Raw genomic sequence first — 19,410 nt, forward strand, 5'->3', positions numbered from 1 at the left:
CATACGTGCCGGACTCGGGCGATGCCGGTTGATCGTTTCTTTGTCACGACGACAGCGGAGTGCTTGACAACACCGCCCACCTCTCTGCGATCGTGACGGGGCCACGAGCGGCGAACGGCGAGGAAGTCCGGTGCGAATCCGGTGCGAATCCGGTGCGGTCCCGCCACCGTCACCGGGGAGTGCGCCCCAGGCACGGCCACCGACGCGGGGCGTGGACCCCCGGGAAAGGCATCACCATGTCGCCTGTGCAGACTCCTCCCACCGATCCGTCCGACGACCCTTCCGACGATCCGTCGACCGCGTTCGCCCGCGAAGCCGGGGAGACACCAGGAGCCGGGGAGACGGAGGTTGACGCGGTCGTCCTGCTGCTGTCGACGTCCGACACCGACCTACTCTCCGCGCGGGCGAGCGGAGCCAGCTACCGCCTCGCCAACCCGGCCCGGCTCTCCGTCGCCGATCTCCCGGCGCTGACCAGCGGTGCCGATGCGGTCGTGGTGCGCATCCTCGGCGGCCGGCGGACCTGGGAGGAGGGGCTCGACACGCTGCTCGCCGGCCCGCGCCCGGTGGTCGTGCTCGGTGGCGAACAGACCCCGGACGCGGAGCTCATGGCCGTCTCCACGGTGCCCGGCGGCATCTGTGCCGAGGCACACGCCTACCTAACCCAGGGCGGTCCGGCCAACCTCGGCGAGCTGCACCGATTCCTCGCCGACACCCTGCTACTGTCCGGTACCGGATTCGCCCCACCGGTGACCATCCCGGCCTGGGGGGCGCTCGACCGGGCCGCGGACGCATCAGCCACCCCGGACGCATCAGCCACCCCGGACGCATCAGCCAGCCGGGACGTCCCGGACGTCCTCGCGGGGAACGCGGTGCGGCCGGTCGCGGTGCGGCCGGTCATCGGTGTCCTGTACTACCGCGCGCACCACGTCGCCGGGAACATCGCGTTCGTCGAGGCACTCTGTGCCGCGGTCGAGCGTGCCGGCGGGGATCCGCTGCCGGTGTACTGCGCGTCGCTGCGCGCCGCCGAACCCGAGTTGCTCGCCACCCTCGGGCGGGCGGACGCGCTGATCGTCACCGTGCTCGCCGCGGGTGGCAGCCAGCCGGCGCACTCCTGCGCCGGAGGCGACGACGAGGCGTGGGACGTCGGCGCGCTGGCCGCGCTGGACATCCCGATCCTGCAGGGACTGTGCCTGACCAGCGGCCGGGCGACGTGGGCGGAGTCGGACGACGGGCTGTCCCCGCTGGACGCGGCGACACAGGTGGCGATCCCCGAGTTCGACGGGCGCCTGATCACCGTGCCGTTCTCCTTCAAGGAGATCGATGCGGATGGGCTGACAAGCTACGTCGCCGACACCGAACGCGCCGACCGGGTGGCCGGCATCGCCGTCGCGCACGGCCGGCTGCGGCACGTCCCACCGGCCGAACGCCGGGTGGCGCTCATGCTCTCGGCCTACCCGACGAAGCACTCCCGGATCGGCAACGCGGTGGGCCTCGACACCCCGGCGAGCGTCGTGCGCCTGCTGCGGGCGATGCGCGCGGCTGGATACGACATCGGGCCCGACGACGGCCCGGACGCGCTGCCGGGGGTCACGGCCGAGGACGGTGACGCCCTGATCCACGCGATCATCGCCGCGGGCGGGCAGGATCCGGCCTGGCTGACCGAGGAGCAGCTCGCCGGCAACCCGGTCCGGATCAGCGCGGCGCGGTACCGGGCGTGGTTCGACACCCTGCCCGCCGACCTGCGGGAGAGCGTCGAACGGCATTGGGGGCCCGCGCCCGGCGAGCTGTACGTCGACCGGTCCGCGAATCCGGACGGGGAGATCGTGCTCGCCGCGCTGCAGGCCGGCAACATCGTGCTGTTGGTCCAGCCGCCACGCGGCTTCGGGGAGAACCCGGTCGCCATTTATCACGATCCCGGCCTGCCGCCGAGCCACCACTACCTCGCCGCCTACCGGTGGCTCGCCGGCGGCTCCGGCGGCTCCGATAGTTCCGGCGGCTTCGGCGCGCACGCCGTCGTCCATCTGGGTAAGCACGGGACGCTGGAGTGGCTGCCCGGCAAGACCGTGGGCATGTCCGCGTCCTGTCCGACCGACGCGGCGATCGGCAACCTGCCGTTGATCTACCCGTTCCTCGTCAACGACCCGGGCGAGGGCACGCAGGCGAAGCGCCGGGCGCACGCGACCCTGGTCGATCACCTGGTTCCGCCGATGGCCCGCGCGGAGAGCTACGGCGACCTGGCCCGCCTGGAACAGCTGCTCGACGAGCACGCCACCATCGCCGCCATGGATCCGGCGAAGCTGCCGGCCATCCGGGCGCAGATCTGGACGCTGATCCAGGCCGCCCGGCTCGATCACGACCTGGGACTGACCGACCGGCCGCACGACGCCGAGTTCGACGACTTCCTGCTGCACGTCGACGGGTGGCTGTGCGAGGTGAAGGACGCGCAGATCCGCGACGGCCTGCACGTGCTCGGCGAAGCACCGACCGGCGGGGCGCGGATCAACCTGGTGCTCGCGATGCTGCGGGCCCGGCAGATGTGGGGCGGGCGCGTCACCCTGCCGGGGCTGCGGGAGGCCCTCGGGCTCGTCGAGGACGACCGGGCGGCCCGCGGCACGGTCGACGCCGCCGAGGCGACGGCGCTCGCCCTGGTAACGGCGATGGAGGAACGCGCCTGGGACCCGTCGGCCGCATCCGACGTGGTGACGACCGTCCTCGTCCCCCCTCCCTCGCCAGCGACCATCCCCTTGCCCCCCTTGCCTATCCAGAGGGATAAACCGGACACAAAAGCCTCTGGAAAGGCAAGGAAAGTCCACGGCCCGGCAGGCATGGACGCGGACGCGGAGACCGACCCGGTCCGGGAGACGGTGGCGGCCGTGCTGCGGTTCGCCGCCACGGAGATCGTGCCGCGGCTCGCCCGGACCACCGACGAGGTCACCGCCGTGCTGCACGCCCTCGACGGCGGCTACGTCTCGGCCGGTCCCAGCGGCTCGCCGCTGCGGGGTCTGGTCAACGTGCTGCCCACCGGGCGGAACTTCTACTCGGTCGACCCGAAGGCCATCCCCAGCCGGCTCGCCTGGGAGACGGGCCAGGCAATGGCGACCTCCCTGCTCGATCGGTACCGGGCCGACACCGGCACCTGGCCCGAGTCGGTGGGCCTGTCCGCCTGGGGAACCAGCGCGATGCGCACCTCCGGCGACGACGTGGCCGAGGTGCTCGCCCTACTCGGCATCCGTCCGACCTGGGACGAAGCGTCGCGGCGGGTCAGCGGGCTCGAACCGATCGACCTCGCCGAGCTCGGCCGGCCCCGCATCGACGTCACCGTGCGCATCAGCGGCTTCTTCCGGGACGCGTTCCCGTACGTGGTGGCGATGCTCGACGACGCGGTCCGGCTCGCCGCCGGCCTCGACGAGACCGACGAGGACAACTTCGTGCGCGCCCATGCCCGTGCGGACCTCGCCGGGCACGGCGACGAACGGCGGGCCACCCTGCGTATCTTCGGCTCCCGGCCGGGGGCGTACGGCGCCGGGCTGCTGCCTCTGATCGACAGCCGGAACTGGCGCGATGACGCCGACCTCGCCGAGGTATACGCGACGTGGGGCGGCTACGCCTACGGCCGCGGGGTCGACGGCACCCCCGCCCGGGAGGACATGGAGTCGGCCTACCGGCGGATCGCCATCGCCGCGAAGAACGTCGACACCCGCGAGCACGACATCGCCGACTCCGACGACTACTTCCAGTACCACGGCGGCATGGTCGCAACCGTACGCGCGCTGACCGGCCGGGCGCCGGCTGCCTACATTGGCGACAGCACCCGGCCGGAGGCGGTCCGCACCCGAACGCTGTCCGAGGAGACCTCCCGGGTCTTCCGCGCCCGGGTGGTGAACCCGCGGTGGCTCGCGGCGATGCGCCGGCACGGCTACAAGGGGGCGTTCGAGATGGCCGCCACCGTCGACTACCTGTTCGGCTACGATGCCACCGCCGGCGTGGTCGCGGACTGGATGTACGAACGGCTCGCCACAACCTACGCACTGGACCCGGAGAACCAGAAGTTCTTCGCCGAGTCCAACCCCTGGGCGCTGCACGGCATCACCGAACGGCTGCTGGAGGCCGCGGCGCGCGGCCTGTGGGAGCACCCGGAGGCTGCGACCCTCGACGCGCTGCAGGAGCTGTACCTGCGTACCGAGGGCGACCTGGAGGACGGTCCCACCGGCGACGCCTGAGATCGCCGGGTCCGGCCGGTCCGGCCAAGTCGCAGGGCAGCAGGGCCGGCGGGCAGCAGGGCCGGCGGAGGACAGGTGGCGGGCCACCTCACGCGTCACGGCTCCCGTTCTCACGGCTCCCCCGCCACCATCGGGGAATCGGGCGGCGCGGCACCCGCCACCGCGGCGGACTCGACCGGGCCTCGCTATCCGTTGACGGATGACATGTCGGGATAGCGGGGGCCCGCCACGCCCGCCCCCGCCGCACCCAACCGCTCCGCCTCGGCGGCCGTCAACGTGATGCTGGTGGCTGCGACGTTGTACTCCAGGTAGCGGCGCCGCTTCGTGCCGGGGATCGGCACGACGTCGTCGCCCTGGTGGTGCACCCACGCCAGCGCGAGCTGCGCGGGGGTCACGTTCTTCTCCGCGGCAAGCTTCTCGATCTCGGCGAGCACGGCGAGGTTGGCGTCGAAGTTGTCGCCGTGCATCCGCGGCAGGTGCTGGCGGAAGTCGTCGGCGGCGAAGTCCGCGGCCGAGCGGAAGGTGCCGGTCAGGAAGCCACGCCCGAGCGGGCTGTAGGAGATGAACCCGATGCCGAGTTCCCGCAGGGTCGGCAGGATCTCGGCCTCCGGCTCGCGGGACCAGATCGAGTACTCGGTCTGCAGGGCCGTGATCAGGGCGACGGCGTGGGCACGACGGATGGTGGCNGGCGCCGCCTCCGAGAGCCCGAGGTAGCGCACCTTGCCGGCGCTGACCAACTCGGCCATCGCGCCGACGGTATCCTCGATCGGCGTCTTCGGGTCGACCCGGTGCTGGTAGTACAGGTCGATGTGGTCGACGCCGAGGCGACGCAGGGATGCGTCGCAGGCCGAGCGCACGTACTCCGGACGGCCGTTGATCCCCCGCGCCGTCGGGTCGGCGGGGTCACGGATGATGCCGAACTTGGTGGCCAGCACCACCTCGTCCCGGCGGCCGGCGATCGCCCGCCCCACGAGTTCCTCGTTGCGGTACGGGCCGTACATGTCCGCCGTGTCCAGCAGCGTCACCCCGAGGTCGAGCGCCCGGTGGATGGTGGCGACCGACTCGGCGTCGTCGCCAGCGCCGTAGAACTCCGACATTCCCATGCAGCCCAGACCCTGGACGGAGACCTCCAGGCCCTGGCTTCCTAGTGCGACCCTGCGCATCAGCGGACGACCCTCTCCTGGTAGATGTCCTGATAAATGCTGATTTTGACGTTGATGGCGGTGAGGTTGCGCTGCACCTCGTCGAGGCGCGCCAGGACCCGGCGGCGATGCTCGGTCAGCAGGGCGAGACGCTCCGCCTCGTTCCCCTCCCCGGCGCGCACCAGTTCGGCGTAGCGCGCCATCTCCCGGATCGGCATGCCGGTGAGCCGCAGCTTGGTCAGGAACGTGACCCAGCGGACGTCCTCGACGGTGTAGCGCCGATGGCTCGACGAGGCACGGGCGACCGGGTCCCGCATCAGCCCCGCCCGCTCGTAGTACCGCAGCGTGTGCGCGCTGACTCCGGTGGCCGCGGCGGCCTCGGCGATCGTGAGGGTCCCGGCGGCCTCTGGTGCACCCCCCGGACCGACCGCGAACGGATCAACGGACCGGTCGCATCCATCCGGGCGGACCGCCGGGTCCAACCGCGCGCACCAGCCCTGATCCGGCTCCGCCACCATGGCCGGAGACGGCGTCACGGCCGGAGACGGCGTCACGGCCGGAGACGGCGTCACGGCCGGAGACGGCGTCACGGCCGGAGGGGAAGACGTCACCGTGAGCGCCTCGATCGTGGCCATACGAAGACGTTAGGACTTGGAGTGCGCACGAAGTCAACGCGGCCCGCGGAAACTCGCTGTTCCGGATTCGCCGAATGCGTCATCGCGAACGGAGCGGGATGCGGCCGGCGGGACGGCATCCCAGCCGGCATCCCCGCCGTCGGGTTATCGCCGGGCACCGACCGGTAGCGGCCTCGTCTTGAGAGATCGCCACGAGCGATCCGGGTAACCGGGGCCTCCCGCCGCGATCCACCGCGCGAGCGTGCGCGGGTCAGGGGTGGAGCCGGTCAGCTCCCTGATCCGGACGCTCAGGGCCAGCAACGCCTCGGGGTGGTCGAGGTAGAGCCGGCGCTCCAGTCCCCCGGCCCGTCTGGCCAGCACCAGGGCCAGCCCCGCGAACGACTCCGCCCGCCCCGGACGGGCCTGCAGCTCCCGGCGGAACTCCTCGGCCGCGCGGCCGAGGTCTCCGCGCACGTAGAGCAGGTCTCCGAGGGTCGCGTTGACGGGCCAGGCCGCCGGATCGAGCCCGGCAGAACCAGCGAGCCCGGCGAACCGGTCGGGCATGGCGAACCGCAGCGAGGTCAGTGCCTGCCGGGCGTGGCGGTGCGGGCTGTACGGCTCGGTCTGGGGGACGAGGCGGGACGACGGCGCTACCGGCCGTCCGCAGGGCCGACCGGCAGCCCAGTCCCGCGCCCATCTCTCGATGTGGTCGCGGTCGGGCCGGCGGTTACGCAGCCGCCAGACGACGGCGACGTCGCGCAGCACGGTGGCGGCTGTGGTAGTGGCCGCGATCGGCAGGTCGGCGGCGATCCAGACGTCGATCCTGGCGCCCATGGCCGAGACGAACCGGCGGCCCGCCTCGGTGAGCCCGGCCGCATCCCGCAGCACGGGCAGCACCGCCGAGACCGCGTCCCGGCACCAGGCGAACTCGTACGCCGCGCCCAGATCCGACCCGGCGCCGTCCCGGGCCCACCGCCCCGCCCAGAAGGCCGCGATCTGGGCGAAGGCGAAGGCGCCGTGCAGCAGCGGGGCGAGTGGCCGGGGGTCGGGCCGCCAGGGAGCGTAGTGCACGGAGCCGTCGTGCGGGCCGACCAGGGGCGCAAGATCGCTCAGCATCTCCAGTCTGGTGTGCGCCGCCTCATGCACGACGGTGATGGCAAGCCACAGCGCGTCGGTCGGCGGGCTGACCATCAGCGCGCCGAGCGCGTCGATCACGGTGACGCCGGTGCCGGGCCGGTCCGGGACCTCACGCAACGGGACCAGCGCCGACAGGACCGCGGCGGCCTCCTCCGCCCGCACCCCGTCGTCGCCCGCGAGCACACTCCAGGCGCCGTCGAGCAGGCGCTGCCACCGGGCCGCCGCCTCGTCGCAGCGCGCGGCGACGGGCAGGGGAAGCGTGTCCGCGGCCCGGAACGGGTCGGTGTCCTCCAGCGTCAGTGCGATTCGGTGACCGTCGACAGTGCTCGACAGCATGCGCGCCGGAGTCCAGCCGTCNCCNCCGGCCGGNCCCCNCCCGGCGCTGCCACGCAGCGTCACCCGCCGGTCGGACACGTGCGCGACGCCCCAACCGCTCGTGGCCCCCGACCCGACGACGCCCATCGTGGGGATCGACACCAGCCCGTCGATGATCCGCACCGGCACCCGGCACGGCATCCGGGCCCGCAGGGCGGCGGCCACCGCGATCCCACCCACATAACCGAGGCGGTCGAGGTCGGGTCCGGCCGNCCCCTGCCAGCACCGCCGCAGGCTGCCGGCGAGCCAGGTCCCGATCGTCGGGTGCAGGAGCAGGTCGTGGACGGCGTCGCGGGCCCGCCGCTGAGCGTCCCCGAGCACCCGCAGCGCCTCATCTACGCAGGTGCGCGTCGCGTCGTCGAGGTCGGCGTTCTCAAGGCCGCGCAGCAACGCCCACAGCATCAGCATCCGTTTGCTGATCTGACCCCGCAGCAGCTCGCGCAGCGGTGCGGCACCCGGCGACCCGCCCGCCACGGCCTCGATGTCCCTCGGGGTGATCCGATGCCGGGCGACGGGTGGGGAGACCACCCGACGGGCGGATCCGGTAGGACGGACGAGCCGCCGAGAGGCGTGGGTCATGGCGCCACCCGACGTCATGGCGCCACCCGACGTCATGGCGCCACCCGACGTCATGGCGCCACCCGACGTCATGGCGCCACCCGACGTCATGGCGCCACCCGACGTCATGGCGCCACCCGACGTCATGGCGCCACCCGACGTCATGGCGCCACCGGACGCGGGCCGTCCGCCCGAACAGGCGGCGGCCCCGGGCAGACGCGGCGGCTTCGGGGGGTCGGTGCCGTCCGGCATCTCCCCGAAGGATGTGGTCCTGGGCAGGTAGTCGGTCAGGTCCAGATCCCCGCCCAGGGCCAGAGCTACGTCCCCGGGCAGCGGCCTGCCCGGGTAGCCGATCCAGGCGGCGATCCAGCGCTGCCATTCTCCCGAGGGTGGACCCGCGAGGGAGGCAAGCCGGTCGACGTCGACCTCGCAGAGATCCACCAGACCGGACGGCACGGGCATCAGATCGTGGGCCATGAATGTGGGGCCTCCCCACCAACGGGTACGCGTCGGCGCGACGCGGGGACCTGCTCGACGAAGAATACGCGAGGACATCGACAATGATCCCGTCCATCGACGGGATTCGCCTGGCGTCATCCGGCGCCTTTCAACAGCCGTACGAAGCCGTCAGTCGGCGGACGAGCAGCTGGAAGCGGCGGTCGGCTTCGGACACCCGACGCTGATCCAGGGTGACGCCCATCAGGAACTCGTCACGGCTGAGGCGATGAAAGTACAGCGCACCCTTCTCCACGTCGAGAACGGTGCGGGTCAATCGGCGGTTCAGGACCGATCGCAGCAGACCGTCGAGCAGATCGCTCAGGGCGAGGAACTTGGCGGCGACCTTGACGAGACCCTCCCGGCGGGCCTCCCGGCTCAGACCGACGAAGAATTCGTTGAGGTCGTCGTGGTCCATCAGGTCGGCGGCGCTCACCGTGCCGCCGCGCACCAGGGCCATGTACTGGAGGTCACCGGGCTTCAGGACGCTGACGGCCTGGGCCTGGAACTCCTCCTCCCGCGAGTCCCCGGCGGGTGACCAACGCCGTTTGATCAGCGATGCCCAGGGATTGGCGAACACCGGCGCCGACGGCCTCGGCAACGACACGAATGGATGAGAGCCGGTGTCCGGGCTACCGTCGGCGCGGGTGGGCGACGGAAGGAACGTGCCGTCCCCCCGGTGATAGCCGCCGTAGTTGGGGTCGCCGATCCCCCGGGCCGCCCGGATTTCCGTCGCGGTCCGCGAGAGCGTCAGGTCAGCGGACTCGATGGCGTCCGCGCCGAGGGAGACCCCGACGATGTACTGCCCCTCGTCGACGTCGAAGTAGAGCACCGCCCGGTCCTGCGCGGCGAAGACCGTCCGGATTAGCCGCCCGTTGGCGAGAGCGGCCAGCGAGGTGTTCAGCTCCGTCATCCGGTGGTTTAGCTGCCGGCCGATGATCTCGTAGTCCCGGCGGGCCCGTTCCACCGTGCGTGAACCACGGAAACAGTCGGCCAGCCGCGGATGGTGCAGAAGATCGGCCGACACCGTCGGCAATCCGTGGACGTAGTACTCGAGATACTGGGCACCCGTGACAGCCACCGTCCCGCGGAACTTCTGCCGGATGCCGTTGTATTCGTCGCCGACATGCGGCGCGGTGACGATGCGGGGTTCGACAACATCATCAGGAACAGTCACCATCAGCTCATCCTTCTGCCGCTCCCGGCGGGTGGCGGCCGACGCCGGACCGGAAACCCCGGTCCGGGCGGACCGGCCGCCGGCGGATTGCCACTGTGCACTCGTCGCTCGACCTCATCACGCTACTCAGATGCTGGAGATGTCGATGTCGACTTCTCGATGGCCACGCCCACCGCCGGCCTGCCGGCCGGTGAGGACCGCCAGGTTCTCCCGCATTATCGGGAGGTAGGGATGGCTGCTGTCCAGTGACATTTCGGATTCGCGCAACAGATCCTCGTCCAGCGCCCGGGCCGCCTCGGTCTCGCCGAGGGCCGCCAGGCTCGCGGCGTGGTTCACCCCGGCGGCCAGCGCGAACGGGTGGTGCTGGTAGAGCTCGTCGACCAGCGTGAGGTGGGCCTGCTCGGCCAGTGCGCGGGACTCCGCCAGCCGCCCGTCCGCGCGCAGGTAGATGGACAGATCCGAGCGGCAGATGTTCGTGAACGGATGCTCGGGGCCGTGGAGACGTTCGTACTCCCGCAGGCACGACTCGGCCTCGACGGACGCCCGGTGGTGCTCNCCCAGCGCGTGCAGATGGCCGGCACGGCTCAGCAGGCAGGCCAGGGTGCCCAGGTCGGACGCCCCGTAGATCTCGGTGTAGCGCTCGAGCGTCTCACCGGCGAGGCGGCTCGCCGCGTCCGGGCTGCCCCGCAGGCGCAGGACGACCGCGAGATGCTTGTTGCAGCGCAGGGTCAGGTGCGTCGTCGCCCCCTCGATGCCGGCGAGGTTGGTCGCGGCCTCCCGCAGCAACCGCTCCGCCTGCTCCAGCTCGCCCAGCTCCCGATGGCAGATCCCGGCCCGCGCCTGCAGCCACCAGAACTGCGAGGTGCCCTCGGCCCCCGCCAGGCGTAGCCGCGCCATGGTGTCCAGGCTCAGGTGGAGCGCCTCGCGGGCCCGCCCGTCCAGGAAGGTGGACAGCGCGAGGTTGCTCGCGGCCATGAGGGTGTCGAGGTGGTTGTCGCCGAGCCGGTCGCGGAAACCGACCAGGGTGCTGCTCTCCTCCGCGGCTGCCTCGGCGTACCGGCCGAGCTCCCGGATGTCGATGCCGTAACTCATCGCGGTGATCAATGTGTGGCGATGGAAAATGCCCAGGTGGCGGCGCTGGCGGGCGAGGGTGTCGGTGTTCAGGTCGTACGCCTCCTGGAACCGTCCCAGACCGCGGAGCACCATGGCCAGGTGGGCGGCCATCCGCAGGGTCAGCGGGTCGTCCGCTCCGAACAGGTCGCGCCATCTGCGCAACGCATCCTCGGCGATGCCGCGGCCCAACTCCAGCCGGCCGGACCGCCACATCACATACACCTGGGACACCAGCCACTGCCGAACCTTGGGTGCCGGGCTCTCCATCGCCTCGGAGGCCAGGATCTGACCCTCCAGCATCCGGTAGATCGGCCAGCCCGCGGCGGCCGAGGGCCGCGGAGCGGCCGCGGCGATGTCCGCGAAGATGCCGAGCACCGCCTCGCGGGCGGCGGTCCGCTCGGCGGGCTGCATCCGTTCGACGAGGAGCCGCTGCCAGCGCGCGGCGAGGCGGAACTGACCGTCGGGTACGGTGTCGACTTCGGCCAGCCGGGGCTTGCGGATCTCCGCCCACAGCTCGGGCAGCACGGTCGGGTCGGCGATCGCGTCGTCCCCCACCGCCTCGGCGAGATGGCGCAGCATCACCGGGGATTCCAGCAGGGCGAGCGGCACGCCCTGCGGGGCCAGGAAGGCACACAGTTCCAGCAGCCGGGCCGCCGCCCGCCGGGTCGCGCGGTCGCTGGTGCGCAGGGTCTCGAACGACACCGTCCAGGTTGCCTGCTCGGGTGCGACCCCGGCGAGCTGGGTGAGGTAGGCGTCGACGGCACGATCGTCAACCGGCNCTCCCCGCCGGTCCTGGCGAAGCCGCCCGACCGCAGTGCGCAGGCCCGACGGCTGATGCCGTAGCCGCTCGGCGATCGTCGCCAGCCGGTCCTCACCGACCTCGGGCAGCCACCGGCGCAGGAACGCCCGGCTCTCGGCCGGGGTGAACGGGTCCACCCACAACGCGCCGGGTTCACTGTCCCAGGCCGGATCCGCCGAAGTCAGCAGGACATGGCCGTTGCCGGTCGGGACGGGCAACAGCCCGGCCAGCGTCCGCGGGTCGGCGGCGCCGTCGTAGACAAGCAGCCAGCGCGCCGAGGGGTCGCCTTGGCGCAGCGCGTCCAGGGCGACCCGTTCGAGCTGCTCGCTCGGGGAACGCTGCGCGTCCGGGACGTCGCTGCCGGGACGCAGCCGCTCGGCGAGGTCGCGCAGGCCCGCCCGGACCGAGGCGGCGTCACCCGCCGAGATCCAGTGCACGATGTCGTAGTCGGAGTCGAACCGGTGCGCGTACTCGGCCGCGATGGCGCTCTTCCCGACGCCGTCCGGGCCGAGCAGGGGACACAGCCCGCTCGGTCGGCCCCCCGGCAGCAGCCGGTCGCGCAGCTCGTCCAGCACCGCGTGCCGTCCGACGAACGGCTGGGCGAACCTGGCCGGCACCGACCAGAAGCGGGGCCGGCGGGCCGGGNACCGGGGNGCGACCACCCGCAGGTCGTCGAGTCGGGCCCGCGGAACGGGCAGCCCCAGCCCTTCGAGGACCACGACCCCCGCGTCCCGCTCGTTCCGCGCGGGCAGGGAGATGATCTCGGCTCCATGGTAGGCGGAGTCGAGCCGCATCGAACCCACCTCGACGACCACCACCCCCGCCCGCGAGCCGCGCTGGCGGATCCGGGTCTGGATCTGCTCGCGCACCAGGGACTCACCCGGGGTGTCCGGGCCCAGATGCGGTGATCCGATCACGATCAGTGACTCGACGGCGGGGAAGTCGGCGGGGGTCAGCGCCATCGGGGGCAGCGGTCGGATCCGCACCCCGGTGGCTCCCAGCACCGACACCAGCCAGTCCGCCCAGGGCCGGTCCTCGGGCGCCCCAAAGATCGCCACCGACCGCGGAGCGGGCGGTCCGTACTGCTCGAAGTCCCGCAGCACCCGCTCCCGATCCTGTGGCGGGACGGGGCGCGCATCGATCGGGGCGCCGGCAAGCTCTCCGGCGAGCATCCGGTAGGCGGCCTGGACGCCGAGCCGGCTGGCGGGATCCTCCTGGAAGGCCGCCAGGACCTCCTCGTAGGCGTAGACCGCCTTGTAGGGGATCTCCAGGCCGATCAGAAAGCTCCGCTGTGCCTCCGGGTCGGAACCGCACAGGTCGGCCAACACCGGGCGGAAGGCGTGGAACGCCGCGCGGCGGCGCAGTTCCTGCTTGCGCTGCTCGGTGTCCTCGACCCGCATCGGGACGGGCAGCACCCGGATGTCCCGCTTGCTGTTACGGATCTCGCGGGCCACCCCGGCGCCGCCGTCGATGGACTGGTTGTTCAGCGCGAATCCGATGACGACGGTGTCCGGCAGGAGCTGGGTGCAGACGCCGGCCGCGTCCGAGGTGCCGGTCCGGCTGTCGATGAGGACGTAGTCGTAGTCGGCGAACCGCATGCGCTCACGCAGCGCGGCGAAATACGCCCGGCCGTCGGCGTCCTCGAACAGCGTCGACCAGGGCACCGTGGCCACCAGCACCGCGCTCGTGGACGTCTGCCGGCCGGGACCGAGGAAGTCGATCCGTCCGACGCCCGGGAACCCGGGCCACTCGATGGTCTCGATGTTGTGCCGGAAGTCGCCGTGCAGGGCGATGATCTCGCGCACCGCGTCGGCGTCCGGCACGGAGGCCTGCTCCGCGGATGTCGACGGCGGCGCGTCCTGGAGCCGGTCGATCTCCCGGATGAAACCCTGGAGCATCTCGGTGACGCCGTCACTCGAGTCCAGCTCCCTGTTCTGCAGAAACGGGCGGAAATACCGGTGCAGGCCGGGAGACTCCAGATCCCAGTCGACGGTGAGAACCCGCTTACCCGAGGCGGCGAGCAGCCAGGCGACGTTCGCCAGTGCCATCGTGCGCCCCGAACCGCCCTTGTAGGAGTAGAAGGTGATGATCTGCGCCGGCCTGCCGGCGCGCCCGCCCGGCGTGTCGTGACCCGCCGGTTCCGGTGGTTGCCTGGAAAGTTCCGGTGGTTGCTCGGAAAGTTCAGTCATCGTCATCGTCCAGTTCGGCGGCGCCGGCACGACGCAGGATGGGTCGACGGGTGTGCTCGGGATCGGCCATCCGCCATCGACGCTCCCGGCCACCGACTCGGGCCGGAGCCATGGCCGCCGAAGCCATGGCCGCCGGGGTTGGAGCCGCCGGGGTTGGAGCCGTGCGAACCGTCGAGGCCAGGGGGACCAGGGGAGCCGGCGGGATCAGCAGCGTCGCGGAGCTGCCGGCAGACCAGCGGGTGCCCCGGCCCCGACCGGCCGACACCCAGTCCGTCCGCCCCGACCGCTCGACGAACTCCACGTCACGCGTGGACAGTGCCGGCGGCTCGTCGCCGCGGGCACGCACGATCAGTTCACTGACCCGTTCGGTCAACTGCTGGTACCAGACCGAGGCGGAACCGGTCCGGATCAGCTGCAACGCGCCGCTCGCCGTGTAGCCCGCGCCGAAGTCGCCGACAAGCATCCCCGCCTCCGCGATCTGAGCCGGCACGGGTACCGATCGGATGGACCAGGGAACACCGACCAGCGCCGGAGAGCTCCGACCGGTGAAATGGTGGTGCCACCGCAGCCGTTCCCGGAACAGCGACCACTCCAGCAGGCACTGGTGGTCGGTGAAGTAGGCGTCCGAGTACAGCGCCACCATCACCGGCGCCAGGAGCGCATCGGGATTGGAGCGGCCCCCCGTCGCCGGCGAGGACTCCGCCGCGCCGGCCGCCTCGCCAGTGAACACCTCACGATAGCCGAGGCGCTCGTAAACCGCATTCTGTACATCTCCGAAGAAACGTTCGACATAGCTGCTGTCACCGCCGGCGAGCGCGTGATGGACCAGAAAGAACGGTGTCACAGGTCCCCCTCACGCCGTTTTTCGGCGCAGGGCCTCTGCCCTACCATCGCACCCGGGCCTCCCACGTCCACGGCAGCTCGCACAGGTCGGACCACATTCTTCACCGCGGGGATCCGGGTACGGCGGGACGGTCGCGGCGCGCTGCCGCCGGGNGCCGGCCGNGGGGNGNTCGTGCAGCTCATCACGGCTCCGTGCAGCTCACGGCTGATGGTGGAACGGGGAACGGACGAGCTCCGTCACCTCGGCGTCCAACGGCGGCAGCTGGTCGCGAGCGACATCCATGACCCGGTAGGCCAGCAGACTTACATACTCCGCGAAGGCGGCGGGATGGCGCATCAAATCCAGGACCGGAAGGTTGTCATACTGACGACCAAGCTCCATATGCGCGATGTGGAGTTCACGGGCCGCCTCGGGTACCTCGGCGTCCCGCCGCAGCCAGGGCACGGGAATGATCCCGGACGGCGGGTTCCCGCCCGGCTTGGTCGCCCGGCGGATACGTTCCTGAAAAACGCCGAACTCCCGGCCGCACCAGTCGCTCTCAAAGTAGTCGTCACACCACAGCGCGACCAGCACCGGAGCCGTGCGCACCGCGTCGCGCAGCGAGGTCGGCCAGTGCTCCCCGCCGCCCAGCCGGTCGGCGTCGAAGAATCCCGTCGGCCGGATCCGGCGCCGGACCTTGCGGCGCAGCTCCAGCTCGAGCTCCCGATGGAAGATGGCCACGCGATCCCGGTCGTCGCGGTGCGCGTGGCTGGTGAAGAAGTAGTAGGTCGGGGTGCCCGACGGCCCGTGGCTGGGCGGGGGTGAGGAGGGCACTCCAGACAGCAGCGGTGGCCAGGAGGGAAGCTGGTAGGCGGGCACCGGTGATGACATGCCGGGCAGCGCCGAGCCCGCGCCGCTCCAGTGGGATTGCAGCTCGGTCACCAAGCGCCGGAAGTCCACGACGGACCGGTCGTCGCGCGGCGCGACCAGGTCGAGGGCCTGCAGCAAGGCGTCGAGCATGCCGGGATCGGGCTGGCCGACCGCCTCGCTGACCAGCGTGGTCAGGCGGACCGCGACGACCGGGGAGGTCAGCGCGATCGTGCGACCGAGGATCCGTGTCAGCTCGTCGAACCAGTGGTCGAAACCGGCCAGGTCAGCGATGTACTCCACCCGCATCAGGGCCGCGACGAGCTCGTCGACCTCCCGGGGGGGCCAGCCGTGCTTGTTGATCACAGGAATCGATGGTGCCCGCGCCGCGTTGCGCCCTACCGGGTCACGTACCTCGCCTGCGACCATGACGGCGGCCCCGGCCCCGGCTGCGGCCCCGGACGCGGCCCCGGACGCGGCCCCGGCGGGGGTTCCGGAACCACGCATCGCCTGGGCCCGGGACGACTGGTCACCGCCGGCGGCGTCCCGGACGGCCGGCGTCGGCCGCGACGCCGCCATCTCCAGCAGGCGCCGACACAGTTCCGGCGACACGACCGCCTCGCGGATCAGGTACCCGGCGATCTCCGCGAGCAGGGCGGGCCGGTGTCCGACCAACTCCCCCAGCTGGGCGGCGGTGGCCGGGTCGACCATCGGCGCCGCGCTGGTGAGCAGCATGACCGACTCGCGACGACGCAATGGCCCGATGGGCATCGTCCGGTCCCGCCAGGCGCCCACGGCGCGGTCGGCGATGATGATCACATGCGCCTCGCCGTCGGGCAGGAACTCCGCCACCTCGTCCGGACTGCCCACACCCGCGAAGATGACCAACCATCCCGCGGTGGACTCCGGCCCGGCGTCGGCCGCGCCCGGAGGGGGGCCGGGAAGTTCGGTGCGGGCCCGCTCGTAGAGCTCGCCGATCTGCCCGGGGACGGCGGCGGTCGTCGAGCAGTCCACCCACCACGAGACGTCGTAGCGCAGCTTGAACCGATGCTGGTACTCGCCGGCGAGCTCGGTCTCCCCGATGTCGGACTGGNCCCCCNCCGGCACCAGCNCCNCCCGCCGATGCCGGGTCAGGCCGTCCCAGATGCGTTCCAGCTCGTCGTCGCGACCGGCGAACAGCTCGTTCTCCCGGCGGCTGCGCCACACCGGGGGCGCATCGCCGGGCCGACGACCGGGCCGGGCGTAGGCGTTCATCGCCGGGCTCCCGCCCGTATCCCCGCCAGCAGTCCGTCGACCGCGGTCGGCTCGAACCGGCTCAGATCCAGCTTCGGCAGCGTCCGCAGCGGCTCGGGTAACGGTTCGCGGTCGATGACCGCCCGGATGACCTGATTCTCGAGCGGTCCCGCCAGCCCCAGCCGCTCCCACGCCTCGATCTCGGTCTCGCCGGGGTTCTCCGGGCGGGGCGGCCGGTAGTGCCGCGACAGCAGGGCCACGGTGACATCCGGCCGGCGCGCGGCGATGCGGTCAACCGTCTCGGCCAGCCGCTCACCTCTACTCTGCGCCCATCTGACCTGCACGACCCGGTGGGAGCCGCGGCGCAGCAGGTATTCGAGCCAGTCCGCCCACTCCTGGTCGGCGCCGACGTAGCTGATGGCGACCAGACGGGAGACCTCCGCCAGCGGCGTCTGCGGCGACGGTACGTCAGACGCCACCGGCGGCGTGGTTCGGCGGGAGGNGGTAGTCGGCGTGGGCACGGGGGGTGCCGTCCCGATCGAAGCCGCGCGCCGCGCCTCGTCGCCGTCGCCGTGGGTCCGGAAACCGGCTCTCCCGTTCCCGTTCACGTTCCCGTTCCCGTTCACGGACCCGGCCAGCGGAAGGAAGGGGGGCATCGCTTCCGACGGGTCCCCGGACGAGCCGGGGTGGGAGCCGAAGGCCGCGGCGGCGCGGCGCACCGCGAGGTCGGGCACCGGGTCCAGGGTGATCTGCTGGGCCGCGACGATCCGCGCCGCGAGCATGCGGACGAACCAGTAGTACCCGCCCGCCCCGAGCAGCATCTTGCGCATCATCCAGAGCAGGCCGCGCTGGCGATAGGTGTCGGGGAGTCCCGCGCTCGCGTCCGCGAGATCCCTCGTCGCGACCGCCGGGACGGGATCCTGCGTCGGACGCCACAGCACCCGGAGGAAACCGTCCTCCAGTCTGGTCGCACCGGCCTTGCTGAAATTTTCGATGCGCGAGTGGAAGACCTCCCACTCGCGCCCGCACCAGGCGTCCCTGAAAAAGGGATCGGAACAGAGCGCCACCATCACGCGGGTTCCGCCGGCGCCGGCGGNCAGGGCCAGGTCGGCGTCCATGCCGGGACGCGGACGGGTGTCCAGGATTCCGCCCACCGCGGAGCCGACCTGAACCCGCAGCTCGTACTCGAGATCGGCGTGAAAGCGCTGCACCCAGCGCCGATCCTCATCTGCCGCATAGGAGATGAAGAAGTAGTTCTTCATCGGGTACCCTCAAAAGCCAGCACCATGCGCCCCCGAACCTACCGTCACCCGGCGGACGGTGGCATCAGACGCTATCAGCCGACCGGCGGCATGGCGATGGCCACCCGCCCGGTTTCCTCAATGATCGTTCAACAACGATCGTTCAACACGGACGTGGCGGGTAGGCCGGTCCATCGAGCACGTCCCACGTTCCACGTCCCACGTTCTGTGGACGTCCACCGCCGGCCACCGGATGCCCCGGGCGGACCTCTCTGCTTTCCGTCAGATTTCCGTCAGCGCGTTTTCCCGGCGGCCTCCCTCAGCGCACTTCCCAGTGCTCGGGTTCGAGCCGAAGCCAACGATCAATCTCCGCTCGCCACCAGATCCGGGTCCCGCCCCAGGTGGCGGTGCGATTTACCACCGCGGCCGGGCTCGGCGCGGCCGGATCGATCCGGAGCCGATGGTCGACCGCCTGGCGGGTCAGACCCAGCGCCCGAGCGATGTCACCGGACCCGACAAGCAACGGTAGTCGATCCACGGTTGCCGACGTTAGCCAATTCGGGCCGGCCGATGCCGCCGGTGGCCGCGCTCCGTCCCCGGCCACGATCCTGGAGACTGCGCAACGATGCCGACACCAATCGGTCGGTGACCATTCCTCCCCAGTAGGCTACCGGTCGTCGGACACCCGTCGCCGCTCGCGACCAGCAGGACCGGCCGAGACCGGTCGGGACAGTCTCCTGGATGCACGCACCAGCGACACGCTCATGTGCTTGGGTAGTCACGTATCGCGAACATCGCACCGGCCGGGGCCGCCGGGCCGGAGAACGTCGTGGGATCGGAGAACCGTGGGCATTGACGTCGTCAAGGGTGGAAGCGTCGCGCTCACCGGAGCCACCGACGGCCTGACGCACATCACCGTCGGCCTCGGCTGGGATCCGAATGCTCCCGGATCGGAGGAGTTCGACCTGGACGCGAGCGCCATTGCCCTGCAGGCGGACGGGCGAGCTCCCAACCGCAGCTATTTCATCTACTACAACAACCTCAGTAGTCCGCGCGGCGAGATCGTGCACCGCGGTGACAACCTCACCGGTGAGGGTGCGGGCGACGACGAACAGATCGAGGTGCGTCTCGACCTGCTGTCCAGTGCAATAACGCGCATCGTCTTCCCGGTCAGCATCCATAACGCCGACTATCGACACCAGAGTTTCGGCGACGTGACCGACGCCTATATCCGGGTCGTCAACGCGTCGACCGATGACGAGCTGGTGCGGTACGACCTCACCACCGCCGCCGCGCGGGACACCTCGATGTTGTTCGGTGAGCTCTACCGGGATCAGGACGGCTGGCGCTTCCGGGCGCTCGGCCAGGGTGGGGTCAGCGGCCTGGCTGCGATCGCCCGCAGCTACGGCCTGGACGTCTGACGCGGC

Annotated in this window: 11 protein-coding genes; 2 read left to right on the forward strand and 9 right to left on the reverse strand. The window is 71.6% G+C overall.

Annotation, left to right across the window (positions count from 1 at the left end; genetic code table 11):
* Positions 1 to 236 precede the first annotated feature (236 nt).
* Positions 237 to 4,220: a cobaltochelatase subunit CobN gene (gene cobN / locus ALLO2_RS06505; protein ID WP_232234929.1), complete on the forward strand. Its 3,984-nt coding sequence runs from the start codon at positions 237 to 239 to the stop codon at positions 4,218 to 4,220.
* Between the two features lie 185 nt (positions 4,221 to 4,405).
* On the opposite strand, the gene ALLO2_RS06510 is transcribed toward cobN, so the two are convergent.
* The 9 genes from ALLO2_RS06510 to ALLO2_RS06550 all read right to left on the reverse strand — a co-directional run bounded on the left by ALLO2_RS06510 (position 4,406) and on the right by ALLO2_RS06550 (position 18,521).
* On the reverse strand, positions 4,406 to 5,383 hold the full coding sequence (locus tag ALLO2_RS06510) for an aldo/keto reductase (RefSeq protein ID WP_023840486.1): 978 nt from the start codon (positions 5,381 to 5,383) through the stop codon (positions 4,406 to 4,408).
* The gene (locus ALLO2_RS06515) at positions 5,383 to 5,997 is read right to left on the reverse strand and encodes a MerR family transcriptional regulator (protein ID WP_232234930.1); all 615 of its coding nucleotides are present in this window, start codon (positions 5,995 to 5,997) and stop codon (positions 5,383 to 5,385) included. The genes ALLO2_RS06510 and ALLO2_RS06515 overlap by 1 nt, the downstream gene beginning before the upstream one ends.
* 144 nt (positions 5,998 to 6,141) lie before the next feature.
* Positions 6,142 to 8,523, reverse strand: coding sequence for an HEXXH motif domain-containing protein (locus ALLO2_RS27920; RefSeq protein ID WP_035730515.1), 2,382 nt, complete (start codon positions 8,521 to 8,523; stop codon positions 6,142 to 6,144).
* A gap of 130 nt (positions 8,524 to 8,653) precedes the next feature.
* Positions 8,654 to 9,721: a hypothetical protein gene (locus tag ALLO2_RS06525; RefSeq protein ID WP_011435953.1), complete on the reverse strand. Its 1,068-nt coding sequence runs from the start codon at positions 9,719 to 9,721 to the stop codon at positions 8,654 to 8,656.
* A 123-nt stretch (positions 9,722 to 9,844) separates the two neighbouring features.
* Positions 9,845 to 13,819: an FxSxx-COOH system tetratricopeptide repeat protein gene (gene fxsT, locus ALLO2_RS06530; protein WP_232234931.1), complete on the reverse strand. Its 3,975-nt coding sequence runs from the start codon at positions 13,817 to 13,819 to the stop codon at positions 9,845 to 9,847.
* A complete protein-coding gene (locus tag ALLO2_RS06535) occupies positions 13,812 to 14,663 on the reverse strand; it encodes a hypothetical protein (RefSeq protein ID WP_011435951.1) in 852 nt (283 codons plus the stop codon). Before ALLO2_RS06535 ends, fxsT begins: the two co-directional genes overlap by 8 nt.
* 198 nt (positions 14,664 to 14,861) lie before the next feature.
* Positions 14,862 to 16,763 carry a toll/interleukin-1 receptor domain-containing protein gene (locus ALLO2_RS06540; protein ID WP_035730517.1) on the reverse strand — a complete coding sequence of 634 codons (1,902 nt, stop codon included), beginning with the start codon at positions 16,761 to 16,763 and terminating at the stop codon, positions 14,862 to 14,864.
* The gene (locus ALLO2_RS06545; RefSeq protein WP_035730519.1) at positions 16,760 to 18,004 is read right to left on the reverse strand and encodes a toll/interleukin-1 receptor domain-containing protein; all 1,245 of its coding nucleotides are present in this window, start codon (positions 18,002 to 18,004) and stop codon (positions 16,760 to 16,762) included. Before ALLO2_RS06545 ends, ALLO2_RS06540 begins: the two co-directional genes overlap by 4 nt.
* A 298-nt stretch (positions 18,005 to 18,302) precedes the next feature.
* On the reverse strand, positions 18,303 to 18,521 hold the full coding sequence (locus ALLO2_RS06550; protein ID WP_035730521.1) for a hypothetical protein: 219 nt from the start codon (positions 18,519 to 18,521) through the stop codon (positions 18,303 to 18,305).
* A 307-nt stretch (positions 18,522 to 18,828) separates the two neighbouring features.
* Here ALLO2_RS06550 and ALLO2_RS06555 point away from each other — a divergent pair, with 307 nt between their 5' ends.
* On the forward strand, positions 18,829 to 19,404 hold the full coding sequence (locus tag ALLO2_RS06555; protein WP_023840490.1) for a TerD family protein: 576 nt from the start codon (positions 18,829 to 18,831) through the stop codon (positions 19,402 to 19,404).
* Positions 19,405 to 19,410 lie beyond the last annotated feature (6 nt).

It is taken from the genome of Frankia sp. Allo2 (assembly GCF_000733325.1).
Taxonomy (GTDB): Bacteria; Actinomycetota; Actinomycetes; order Frankiales; family Frankiaceae; genus Frankia; species Frankia casuarinae.